Source organism: Candidatus Uabimicrobium helgolandensis (assembly GCF_041508025.1).
GTDB lineage: Bacteria > Planctomycetota > Uabimicrobiia > Uabimicrobiales > Uabimicrobiaceae > Uabimicrobium > Uabimicrobium helgolandensis.
Window position 1 is genome coordinate 4,027,156 of the sequence record NZ_CP165719.1, and the last position, 11,763, is coordinate 4,038,918.

The following is an 11,763-nucleotide window of genomic DNA, read 5'->3' on the forward strand; positions in this document are numbered from 1 at the left end:
TCACTTATTTTGTCAGGCACTGATAAATTTTACTCAGATTAACTCGGATATACTAAATTGTCAATTTTTTTTTACAACGGAATCATATGATAAATTTTATATTACAAAACAAAATGAGATCTAATGTATTTTTTGGTATTAGTGCATTTTTTCTATCTTTTATAATCTGCATGCTACTTGTATATATAATTAAAAAACATGCAGTGAAGTTACGTTTAGTAGATGCACCTGGAGAAAGAAAAATTCATAACCGTACTATGCCCTTGGGTGGTGGCATTGCTATTTTTTTAGCTGTCATTTTTTCTTTATGTAGCTGTATTTTTTTATATAAAGCAATATTCTCAATAATAATTTTTTATATATCACCACAAATAATGTGCATTTTGATAAGTGGCTTTTTTATTTTTATTGTCGGACTTGTTGATGATTATATTAGTTTAAAACCGCGTACTAAGTTGTGTTGTCAAATAATAGCGGCGGTTTGTTTGTTTCTTTTCGATATAAAGCTCACTGTTTTTATCGATAATGATATTTTTTCCTTTTTTATTACTATTTTTTGGATAGTACTAATTACCAATGCTTTTAATCTACTTGATAATATGGATGGACTTTCTTCTGGTGTTGCGTTTATTATAGGCCTTATTCTTATTTGGGTTATGGTTTGCTTTGATCAATGGTCTATCGTGTTTGTTCTATGTGCGTTGCTTGGAGCTTTGTTGGGTTTTCTTCGCTATAACTTTTCTCCTGCGTCTATTTTTATGGGAGATAGTGGGAGTTTATTTATTGGTTATACCTTAGCTTCATTGACAATATACGCTGATTTTTATCAAATGAATTTTCCACATTTTGCTGTAGCTCTACCAATACTTGCATTTGCTATTCCTATTTTTGATACTACTACTGTTGTGTTATATCGTTTGCGAGAGGGGCGTCCTGTTTTTGAAGGAGATACTAATCATTTTTCGCATAGGCTTACAAAATTAGGTTTGAGTACACAAAAAGCGGTGCTTGTTATTTATTTAGTTACATTTGCCACTGGAATTAATGCTACTTTGCTTTATCAAGTAGATGATTGGTTAGGGGCAATGGTTATTGTTGTGCAGCTCATGGCTATTTTATTTATTATTCACATACTGGAACACACGGCTTATGTCTCTAAATCTCAAGAATAAAGATCTATTATTTGTTATTCTGAAAAATATTTCGTTGTTTTGTCTGTTTCAAGTTATCTTTTTACGCACATTTATTCCTACACAATCGCTAGCGTTTGTGCATTTGTGCTTAGTTTTTTCATGGATGGCCTTTGCTTTTTTAGCGATTTTTTTGCTATTGAAACAAGAATATGAATGGCGTAATTTTAGCTTATTTTTGGCTATTTTTTGTTTGATATTTAGCTGTTTGGTTTCTTTGTTGTTTTGCCGTAATGTGCACGCTGCCGAAACCACTCTGATGATGTGGGTCTCTGATATATGTTTGTTTTTCTGTTGTTATTTTTGGGCAAAAGATCAAGCAATCTGGCGATTTATTGTTTTTGCTTTATTATGCGTGTTTTGTATAGAGTTAATGTATGGTTTTTACCAATATTATTTTGATTTGCCTGCATTGAAATTACAAGTACAGCAAAAGTCAGATGCACTTTTATCTTTGTCTGAAAATAAACAGCAATTGTTAGCAGCGCGTATTTTATCACAAAGACTGTTTGGGCATTTTCCATTAGCAAATCACTATGGTCTTTATCTTGTTGTATACACCGTTGTTGTTGCTTCTGTGTATTACAAATCCGTAACGAAAAAAAATATAGGTACTTTGTTGTTCTTTTTGATTGCAGGTATTATGAGTCTTTACCTTACGAAGTCAAGAGGAGCATTTTTAGGTTTTTTTGTAGCGATAAGTTTTGTGTCTCTTGGATATGTGTATTCTAGGAAGAGGTTTTTTTACTTAGGGTCTTTTAGCTGTCTTGTAGGCTCCTTAGTGCTATACTCTTTGATGTGTTACACACCATTTTTTGATTTTATTGGCGATTCTAGTCTTACGTTTTTAAGTCGAATAGGTTATTGGCAAACAACAATTCTTATGTTTCCAGAGCATGGTTTGACAGGTATTGGTGTCGATAATTTTTCGCAATATTTTTATCAGTACAAGCCTTTATGGTTAGAAGAAGTTAATAATGCCCACAATTTTTATTTACAATTTTCTATTGAGACCGGCATTTTAGGAATGGCCGCTTTGTTGTTCTTTGGTGTTGTGTTTTGTCGTAATCTTTGTGAAAAAGAAATAGCTGAAACAGAGGAAAATCCAAACCGTTTACTTTTTTTCTCAAGTGGTTTGGTTTCTCTTGGTTTCGTTATTATGCTGCAATCACTTTCCCTTAGCGATCCTGGACAGAAATATCTAGATGCTTATGGAGATAGCGCAGTATTTTTGGGAAGGACGTTTTTTTGGGGATTAATCACTGTTGGTATTGTTGTTTTGTACAAACAAGTGATGAATAACCGTTTTTTTTCATCTATTCTTGGGCTTCGTATTGCGCTTATTTCTTTCGCTGTGCATGCTTTTATAGACACTAATTTTTATACTTTTAATTTAAGCCATCACTTTTGGATACTTTTTGCGTTGTATATTGCGCGAATGAAGAGCACTCCTCATAAAGTTTCTCCAGGCTTGTATATTTCTGTTTTGATTATTAGTATTCTTTTTATATTATTTTTGACGATCTATTCACCACATAGTTTACAAAAGAATAATTTTTCACAAGTAGTTAAAACTTTACAAACGAATGATTTGTCAAAAGAACGCGTACAAAAATACTATAAATTTTTGCAACAAGAGCTTTTACTAAATCCTAGTCACGCCCAAGCAAATATACGCTTGGCTCTTTTATTACTTAAATCGTTGCGGTCGCAACTACACAATGTTCCCAGAAAGAGTATTTCAATATCAAAAGTGGTGGGAAAAATCAATTCTCTTGAACAACATATACAGATGGCAGGAAAAGATACGATTTTAAAAAATCTAAACGGAAAAAATATATTCTATCGCGATCTTGCTAACTTTTGGTTACATTTACAAGAAAAAGATAAGATGAAAGTGTCATTGCAGAAAGCATTGCAGATTTCTGAGCAAGCTCTAGAGGTATATCCCAGTAGTAGTTATTTTCTTTTAGTTCATGGACAAACTCTTGAGAATCTTGGAGATAATAAGGCATACGTATTTTATAAAAAAGCACTGTGGTGTTCTGATATGATTTACCCAGCTGTTTATGGACTTAGTGATGCGCAAAAGAAATTTATACAGGATAAGTTGGCTAAAGGAGTTAAGTAATAGTTATTGTCATATTAATACGAATCTTTATAAAAAAATTTGCTACGCTTGCATAACATTTTCTACGCGTTTTTTGAAATTCTCATAACTATAAGCTTCTACTGTTTGATTGCGTAAATATTCTCTATCGTAGAATTTAGGGTCAGCATTATTATTTAGAAATGTAATGAGTGAATTTGCGATTTGCTGTGGATCATCAGGATTTACGAGTATTCCTGTTTTTCCTTCTAATACAGCATCAGAACTTCCATCTTTGTTTCCTGCTAATGTTGGTCTGCCGCAACAGGATGCTTCTGTAAAGACAATACCAAAACCTTCTTTCTGAGAAGGCATAGCGAATATATCGCATAAATTGTAGTAATCAACGATTTCGTCATCGGGTATAAAGCCAGTAATGATAACGTTGTCATGTAGGTTTTTTTGAGATACTAGGTTCTTTACACGCGTCAAGTCATCGCCTGTTCCGCCAAGTATATATTTTACATTTTTAACGGATTCTAAAACTTGGGGAAGAACATTTATTATAATATCATATCCTTTGTACATTTCTTTTTTTGATAAGCGGCAAATGGTTAAAATTATTTTGTCTTTTTTGTGTAAATTCCATTTTTGTGTCAGATTTTGCGAACGAGGAACTATTTTAAATTTATTGTTGTCAACGCAGGGAGGAAGTAAAAAAAAGTTATTGTTGTGTGTTTGTTGCTGAACGTTTTTTTGAGTATATTTGCTAACCGCAATTAATTTTTCTGCTTTTTGTAGAGCAGTGATTTTTGAGCGCGACATGTTGAGTGCATCAATGCCGTGGCATATTACATAGTAGGGAATGCCTAAAGGTTTACATGCGCGTTGGCATAAAAAAGCGAAATTTATATGCCCACATATTACTAAATCTGGTTTGAATAATAAAATTTGTTTTAGAAAACGAAAAATGAATTTACTTTTACTTTGTGAACAACCGTTTTGATTGTAGTCGTTAAGAGTGAAGAAATTGCAGTTATAGTTTAAGTTTCTAAGAGAATTTAGTAGTGAATGGTTGTACATCTGTATACCGCCAAAAAATTTGCGGTTTTCTAAATCGGTTAACAGCAATAATACTTTTTTTTTAGTCATTGCGAAATCCTGAACAAAAGAGGTAGTACGATATTCGTACTACCTCTATATTGAGTAACTTTATTGCAAAATACAACTAAGGCTTCTAAAACAACTCACATCCCTATTTCTGCATAGCATATAAAACAATTTGCAAGCGAATGCGAAGTTGTCCATTTGTTATACGCCATGAACGTAAATGCTGTAGGAGCGTTTGCTTTTCTTGCGAACTTACTTTTTGCCACTTACGTCGAAAACGATAATTTTGAAGCATTCCTTCTAAAGCACCTATCGCGGAACCATAGTTTTCATTTTTATGTAGTTGTTGCAAATGTGCAACTAGGTTAGAAGTGTCAATTCCGTTTAAACGGCCAAGCATCATTCCTGAAACAAACTCGTTCATTGAGATTTGGTTGTATAAATATCCTGCTGTAACACGGAAATTTTTTGTGTGGCTTGGTACCATTACTCGATGGTAGTAGTAACTGTTGATTGTGCGCGTTTCTATATGGTGAGCTTCTATTTTACTGTTGTTAGCGTAGAAAGCGAATGGATAGTTAATACCATCGAAATTCATTTCGTTATAACGAGTTGAAAGCTCTAACTTTTGCCAATGATTTTGTAACCAAATGTCGACAATGTAAGGTCCTTGGCCGGATTTTACAACAACAATAGTATCTATAGAACCATACTCTTTGAACTTTAGATTTAGTTTGAGTTTCGTGTTAATAGTGTACCAGTCGTTCGCTGTGATTTTTGTGTTGGTTGCTGAATTTATTATCTGATAAGCGGTTACAATTGCACGGCTATTTTTATCGCGTATATTAAATGAAATCTGGCGTTTATTTGTCGAAAGTACCTCTTTTATTATATACGGATCATTGTTAGGTGCAATGTGGATTTTCTTATCTTTCTCGAATGTGTAACCATCTTTCTTGATATTTAAAAAATACCAACCAGGCTTTACTGCTTCATTGTTTTCGATAGCAGTCCAATATTTTGAATTTACAGGGGTTATTGTTACTTGATAACCACTAAAATTTTTAACATTGTTTGCGGTGATGTTAAAAGATACTTTGCGCGATTTTGCTTGTAGTTGCTTCTTGATGATAACAGGGGCATGTTCTTCTTTTATGTGTAGATCGTATTGTAAAGAATGGTAACCTGGCATAGAAATATCGATATGATATAGACCTGGGACTATTGTATCGCCTGTTTGTAAAACGCGAACATTTTGTGGGTCACTGGCGAGAGTTGCAGTAACTACATGGTTTGTTTCTATTGGTTTGGTATTGTAGCTAATATCAAATGTTATATCTCGCGGGTAAACAGGTTGCGGAGAATGATTCATTTGTTGCTGTATGTTTTGCAGTACTTGTAGAATGTCAGTATTACTTTTTTCTAAAGCGGCAATTCTTTGGTTTTGGTTTGCTACTTTATTTTCAAGCACTTGTATTTTTTTTTCGTATTGTAAGTGGAGGTCTTCAAAAGCTTTAGGGTTCCAATTCGAGGCTTTTGGCTTTTCGTAGATAACAAGACTTTCACTACCAATATAAATTGTTAAACCATCTACAATTTTTATATTTTTTAGCACTAAAATGTTTTTAGAACGTAATTCTATTTTCCCCCAATTATTTAAGTTGGCTGCCAAACCAAGCATAATATTTTCGTAATCTTTAACAGTTCTGAAATTGGCATCTCGTGCTTGTTGTTTTTTGTTGGGTTTCATAAGAGAAATAACAATTAAACGGTTATTTTGTTCTGAAATGATTAATTCAATATCTGTAGTTTTGTTGACATTTTTTTTGATAAATCTAGGTCGTTTGAGTTTTATATCTGCAAACAACAAAGAACTGCTTATAGCTAATATACACAGTATAATTTTATGTATACTCATATTCTAATCCCTTAATAAACTGCTTGCTCAAGTTACGACTCTTATACATTTATAAAATGATGTGTTTTGTGAGTTTTATGCTTTAATCGGTAGCAACTTGAGTTACTATTATAAATAGAAACGGCCTTTGATTCGACAAAAGTAAGTAAATCCGCCAAAAGTATTTATTCTTTGAAAACAGGACTTTTATTTACCTCGTCGTACACTTTAATACTATCACACTAGAACTTATTACACAAACGATGATTTAAATTACATAGTAAGGAATTTTGTTATGCAATGTAATACATGTAATAAAGAATTAGATATCAAATATTTTTTACCTTATCCACAAAGAGAAGAGTTGCACATAGATTGTGTTTTTTGCATGCACAAGAGATTTAGTGTTGTGTCTAAATTTTGTAAAGTGGTAGCAGATGAAGGAGTAGAATTTGCTTTTTCTTCACTGTCACAGCAAGAGAAAAGTTTTGTAAATGATGTAACTTGTTTGCAGAAAGAACTTTTGTCTATAAATGAATTGAAAAAAATATTTAGAGAAAACTATATTCGTCCAGAAGGAGAAACGCGCGATAAGAATTTGTTGCGTTTTAGATTAAAATGTGCTTGCGATAGTACTTGTAGCTATGATGGTATGGCAATAGAAAGGCAAGATGGGTCTTTTTTGTGGCAAACCTTTAACAATCACAGCTGTTCTGAGCGCAATTTAGAACAAGACTGGTTAGAAATAGAGAAATTTGAATCGTTGGTGGGCCTTATAGAAAAAGTAATGCCCAGCGATTCTATTGTGAAAGCAAATGAATGGTCCACAGATTACAAAACTTTGTCGAAGGTATATAATAAGGGACAACAAGAGGTTCATGATTTAGAAGACCAAGCAATTAAGGAGGTTTGGGGATTACCTTGTGTTTGGCGGCGTGCACGTGGGGAGGTAAATGAGCTACCTTCGCAAGAAGATGTTGTGACTTTAAAAGAAATTGTCAAAAAAAGAGAGCTTTTGAGTAGTGAATTGGATGATTATATAGATAATAATTTTTATGTACCACAGCCAAGTTATTTTCAACAGCGCGGCTACTTTATTTTGCTTATGTGTAGCTCCTTAAGCATACTACAAGACATTTTTGAAGCACGTTTAAGAGTTATGTACTATGCGCGTAATTTGTTGCAACAAGATATGTTTTTATTGTGCTTTAGAAGATTGAATCGTATTGTATTACGCAATCATGTGTGGATGCTTGGGTTTCTTTGGCAAGTTATGATGGCAAGGAAAAGTAGTGAACCTTTACCTTTAATGGGAAAAACGACTATTCCTCTAGATTCAGAGAGCAAAAGCCTGTACGAAGACTTGAACGATTTTTTCCATCGCCAAGGAGATAAGTAAGTGGTCGCTTGTGTTTATCATCCTATATACAGTGTTCCATTTCCTAGCAAACATCGATTTCGCATGGAAAAATTTCGTTTGTTATACGAAAGGCTACTTAGAACAAGAATCATTACTAAAAATGATATTGTCAGTCCAGAGCCTGTTACACAAGAGATGATCAAAATTGCACATAGCCAAGATTATGTAGACAATTTTTTCGCTAATAATCTTGATGTAAAGCGCGCTAAGAGAATTGGTCTTCCGTGGAGTGAACAACTAGCTTTAAGAGCAACTTATTCTATAGGTGGTACATTGCTAACGGCAAAGCTAGCATTAGAAAATGGAATTGCATGTCATTTAGCAGGTGGTACGCATCATTCTCATTTTAATTTTGGTTCAGGTTTTTGTATTTTTAATGACTTAGCGATTACAGCACTTACACTTATTGAACAACAATTGGCGGATTTGATATTTATTTTAGATTGTGATGTTCACCAAGGAGATGGCACAGCAACTATTTTTCAAAACAATACCGATGTTTTTACTTGCTCGATACACTGTAAGAATAATTTTCCTTTACAGAAACCTGATAGTGATCTCGATATAGCTTTGGAAAAAGACATTGGCGATGATGAATACATGGTGGCTTTGCGACAAGGGCTCTCTGCAATGTTAGAATTTGAGCCAGACTTGGTAATTTATGATGCTGGTGTGGATGTTCACGAAGATGATGCTCTCGGGAAATTGTCAATGACATCACAAGGAATTGCCGCGCGCGATTATCTTGTACTTAAAACATGCGTCGATAATGGTGTACCTGTTGCGACTGTAATCGGTGGAGGCTATCATAAAAATTTAGATGGCCTAGTCCGCAGACACTGTGTTATTCACGAGCAAGCACGACAATTTGTTTAGAGAAGTTGGATAGAAATTAAAGAGTGTAACTTAGGATGATTGTAGAACATATAGCTACAGATTTAATGTTTTTTAGGGAGTAACTTTATTACTTTTAGTTGTAGAATACAATGTATTTCTAAAACTTTGTTACTCCCTAAAATGAAAATCTAAACGTGGAGATGTTGTAGTTTATTTTTAATAAACATTTTGCTTTGAGAAGTGTTTTTGCGCGCGTCCAAGAGCCATGAGCGGAAAATAATGACGATAGTAATTGTAGTTGATCATAAATGCTCTGGAAAGCTCGGAGCCTTGCTGCAAGGAGCCTTTTACTTTCTTCAAAAACACACGTTCACCAACACCATAACCAGGAAATCCTGTTCCTGTGTACTGGTTTTCATCCCAACTACCTTCTTCATGATTATTTTTTAGCCATTCAATTCCTTTTAGGATGGAGTTGTCATAAGAATTTGAGTCTACAGCTAATAGAGCCATTAGCGCCCATCCTGTTTGGGAAGGAGTACTTTCTCCTTTGCCTTTAAGGCTTTCGTCGATGTAAGATTGGCATGTTTCTCCCCATCCACCGTCGCTATTTTGATGTAACATAATCCATTCGGCTGCTCGGTGAATGTATTCAGAATTCATGTCTTCGCCTACCACCTTGAGTGCTGGTAAAACAGCTGCGGTTCCGTATATGTAGTTAACCCCCCATCTTCCAAACCATGAACCATCTTCTTCTTGTTCGTTTTTCATGTATCTGATAGCTCTTGCTACAGGAGGGTAGTGTTTATCGTAACCCATTTCTCCAAATGCTTCGACTACATGCGCCGTAACGTCAACGCTTGGAGGATCTAGTGCTTCACCAAAATCGCAGAATGGTATTTTGGTAACGATTTTACTATTGTTATTTTTGTCAAACGCTCCCCAGCCTCCATTAGAAGACTGTAGTTCTAGTAGCCATTCTTTTGCAGTGTTTATCGCTTCTTTCATTTTTTGTGTTTGCTCTGAATCTTGCAGCTGGTGACACATTTTACTAAGAACTATTAAGGCAACAGCAGTATCATCAGTATCAGGATAGTAATTATTTGCTCTTTCAAAAGACCACCCTCCGCAAGGGGCTTTTGGAGAGTATACTTGCCAATCACCTTTTTCTTTGATTTGTTTGTTGAGAATCCACTTCATTGCTTTTTGTAATTGTTCATTTTCAGTTACTTTTACATCGCAATCTAACATGGCGAGACATGAAAGAACAGTGTCCCAAACGGGAGATTCGCTAGCTTGTAGATATATACCGCCGCCTTTTTCGTAAGACCAGTGTTTATCAAAAGCAGAAAGGCCTTTGTCAAGAACAGGGTGGTCTATGGAATAATTTTCGGTATTAAGAGCCATAAGCGAATAAACCCAAGGTGGTTGAATACCGCTCCACGCACCATCTGCTTCTTGGCGTTCAATAACCCACTCAACACAAAGTTTTTTGGCTAGTTTCCTCATGGGCTTCCAAGGTAATTTGGTGTAGATGTTTAATGCGCGATCGATGACAAGAAAAAGTGATTCCCAAGAAGCTACTGATTTGTCACGAGGTAAACTGTAATCTAAATTTTCTCGTCCTTGTGGAAATAATTCATCAAGTCTTTTTTCTGGAGGTAAAGGTCGAACAGGGCGATTCGCTGATAGGATAGCCATAGGCACAAGTGTACCACGTGCCCAAGAAGAAAATTTGTAAATATTAAGAGGTGACCATGAAGGCAAGAATATTAGTTCTGGTGGTAACTGCGGTGTGTACTCCCAAGGCCACTCACCAATAAGTGCAAGCCAATATTTAGTAAAAACACGTAAACTTTTTAGATCGCGTTGTAAAATCCAAGTACGAGCTTTTACCATTGGCTCGCTGTTTAAATCTACACCTGCGACTCGTAAAGCAGCATAGCTTTCAACTGTTGTATTGATATCTCCGGAGGGAGCATCGTAAAATACTTCCCAAGAACCATCGGCTCGTTGTTCGTTTAGAATACATTGAACCACTTTGTTGTATTTATGATCACCATCAATACCTAAGAAATGTTGCATTAAAATCCACTCTGCTTCCATACACGAGTTAGATTCTAACATACCGACCCAGTAGCCTTCTTCGTTTTGATTTTTCTTTAACCAATTAACAGCAGAACTAACAAGACTGTTTATATCTGTAATGTCTGTTTGATTTCTTTGTGCCTCTAATACATTAACATTCACAATAATCCCTTTATGTTCACATGTAGACAACCAACAAAATATGTAGTGTGTTTCAATAGTGCTGACCAAGCGGTCAGGAAAGGGTTGCAAAAAGCTTAAGAGCTTTTACCCAAGGGGGTTTACAGGATTGACCGTTCGGTTAGTCTGTTAATAATAAAGCATAACTAACTACATTTGTCAATTATTTATTTCCACATAGTTTTGCAAAAACAAGCGTAGCTTTTTTGCTTGCGTACTGGTTTTTAAAATTTTTAAGTAATTGCGATGGAGGTCATTATCAAAGGGCGACAATTTCTGTGTTTTTTTATAAACACGCCATGTACGCTTTGCATTCCATGCGAAAAATTCTTCAAAATTTGGGTACGTTTGGTAGTAGAGAGGCGCTAATTCTTGGGTAGCGATAACAAGCGCTGCAGAGTAAACTAAAAATTCGAGCGTTGCAAGTAAGGTATCGCGTTTTCCTTGATTCCATAGTTCATTTTCTACAAGATCAGTTCCTACTTCAGCTCCGTTGACATAAGCAGTCCACTCTTCCCATATATATAGAGGGTTATCTTGATAACCAGCGTTCGGAAAGTAGTTGTCAAATAGCTTTCCCTTTAGTTCTTTTGGTATAAAATTATATACCTTTTCTAGTGCAATTGGAGGGTTTTCTATAATAGCTACTTTGTTGTCGAAGACATAAAAAGCATTGATTTTGCGAAAATAGTGTTGCTGCTCATTCATTCGGAAAAATATACTGATATCATGTGTAGCTTCGTGCGCTGTAGTCACGAGGTCTTTAAAATTATTTTCATAAAAGACCTCATGATTTTTAATATCTTGTAGTTTCTCGCCCCATTTAGGGTTATTGACTGTTTTTTGTGGAGGAAAATGTTCAAAAAGTGGTTTACGTTGTTTTTCCGGTATTTGCGTTTGGCAACCGAAAAAACAACACGTCAAACATACAAGTAAAAGTTTATTCATAATA

The 11,763-nt window shown here is 34.9% G+C and carries 8 protein-coding genes; 4 read left to right on the top strand and 4 right to left on the bottom strand.

Going from position 1 to position 11,763, the window contains the following annotated elements; translation table 11 throughout:
* Nucleotides 1-86 precede the first annotated feature (86 nt).
* Both UABHE_RS14690 and UABHE_RS14695 read left to right on the top strand, forming a co-directional pair.
* Nucleotides 87-1,172, top strand: a complete 1,086-nt coding sequence (locus UABHE_RS14690; RefSeq protein WP_372371090.1) for a glycosyltransferase family 4 protein — start codon at nucleotides 87-89, stop codon at nucleotides 1,170-1,172.
* Entirely contained in the window at nucleotides 1,150-3,321 is a 2,172-nt protein-coding gene (locus UABHE_RS14695) for an O-antigen ligase family protein (protein WP_372371091.1), read from the top strand. Before UABHE_RS14690 ends, UABHE_RS14695 begins: the two co-directional genes overlap by 23 nt.
* A gap of 42 nt (nucleotides 3,322-3,363) precedes the next feature.
* Here the strand turns inward: UABHE_RS14695 and UABHE_RS14700 are convergent, their stop codons facing one another.
* Both UABHE_RS14700 and UABHE_RS14705 read right to left on the bottom strand, forming a co-directional pair.
* Nucleotides 3,364-4,431 carry a glycosyltransferase family 4 protein gene (locus UABHE_RS14700; protein ID WP_372371092.1) on the bottom strand — a complete coding sequence of 356 codons (1,068 nt, stop codon included), beginning with the start codon at nucleotides 4,429-4,431 and terminating at the stop codon, nucleotides 3,364-3,366.
* 103 nt (nucleotides 4,432-4,534) lie between these two features.
* A complete protein-coding gene (locus UABHE_RS14705; RefSeq protein ID WP_372371093.1) occupies nucleotides 4,535-6,307 on the bottom strand; it encodes a hypothetical protein in 1,773 nt (590 codons plus the stop codon).
* A 274-nt stretch (nucleotides 6,308-6,581) separates the two neighbouring features.
* Between UABHE_RS14705 and UABHE_RS14710 the strand changes: the two genes are divergently transcribed.
* Both UABHE_RS14710 and UABHE_RS14715 read left to right on the top strand, forming a co-directional pair.
* Nucleotides 6,582-7,685 carry a hypothetical protein gene (locus UABHE_RS14710; protein ID WP_372371094.1) on the top strand — a complete coding sequence of 368 codons (1,104 nt, stop codon included), beginning with the start codon at nucleotides 6,582-6,584 and terminating at the stop codon, nucleotides 7,683-7,685.
* On the top strand, nucleotides 7,686-8,582 hold the full coding sequence (locus UABHE_RS14715) for a histone deacetylase (RefSeq protein WP_372371095.1): 897 nt from the start codon (nucleotides 7,686-7,688) through the stop codon (nucleotides 8,580-8,582).
* A gap of 177 nt (nucleotides 8,583-8,759) precedes the next feature.
* Here the strand turns inward: UABHE_RS14715 and shc are convergent, their stop codons facing one another.
* Both shc and UABHE_RS14725 read right to left on the bottom strand, forming a co-directional pair.
* Entirely contained in the window at nucleotides 8,760-10,793 is a 2,034-nt protein-coding gene (gene shc / locus UABHE_RS14720; RefSeq protein WP_372371096.1) for a squalene--hopene cyclase, read from the bottom strand.
* Nucleotides 10,794-10,970: 177 nt separating this feature from the next.
* Nucleotides 10,971-11,759 carry a hypothetical protein gene (locus tag UABHE_RS14725; protein ID WP_372371097.1) on the bottom strand — a complete coding sequence of 263 codons (789 nt, stop codon included), beginning with the start codon at nucleotides 11,757-11,759 and terminating at the stop codon, nucleotides 10,971-10,973.
* Nucleotides 11,760-11,763: the final 4 nt, after the last annotated feature.